Origin of the sequence: Pseudoalteromonas aurantia (assembly GCF_005886875.1) — a bacterium.
GTDB lineage: Bacteria > Pseudomonadota > Gammaproteobacteria > Enterobacterales > Alteromonadaceae > Pseudoalteromonas > Pseudoalteromonas aurantia_A.
Map to the genome: position 1 here is coordinate 1 of NZ_PNBY01000255.1, position 248 is coordinate 248.

The following is a 248-nucleotide window of genomic DNA, read 5'->3' on the forward strand; positions in this document are numbered from 1 at the left end:
GCTTTGACATCACTTTGAACGGTCAAAGTATTCCTTTTGAGGTGGAAGCCATTCGTAAGGTCTACAACGGTTCCATCAAGCGGGATGAGCGCGAAAACGATCCGGAGTTGTATTACCACGAGACCGATATTGCTTTCAGATATCCAATGAAACCGCTTTCTTACTGCAATCTGAAAGTTGAAGAAGGCGCTCAGGAGCTGTCTGTTACCCGTCAGGAACTGACACTGGCGGCGATCGAAGATGACTAT

General features: G+C 47.2%; 1 protein-coding gene. It reads left to right on the forward strand.

The genetic code is table 11. The features are described from left to right. Positions 1–248, forward strand: a 248-nt coding sequence (locus CWC18_RS21220; RefSeq protein ID WP_171041202.1) for a hypothetical protein, incomplete at both ends; no start/stop codon positions are given.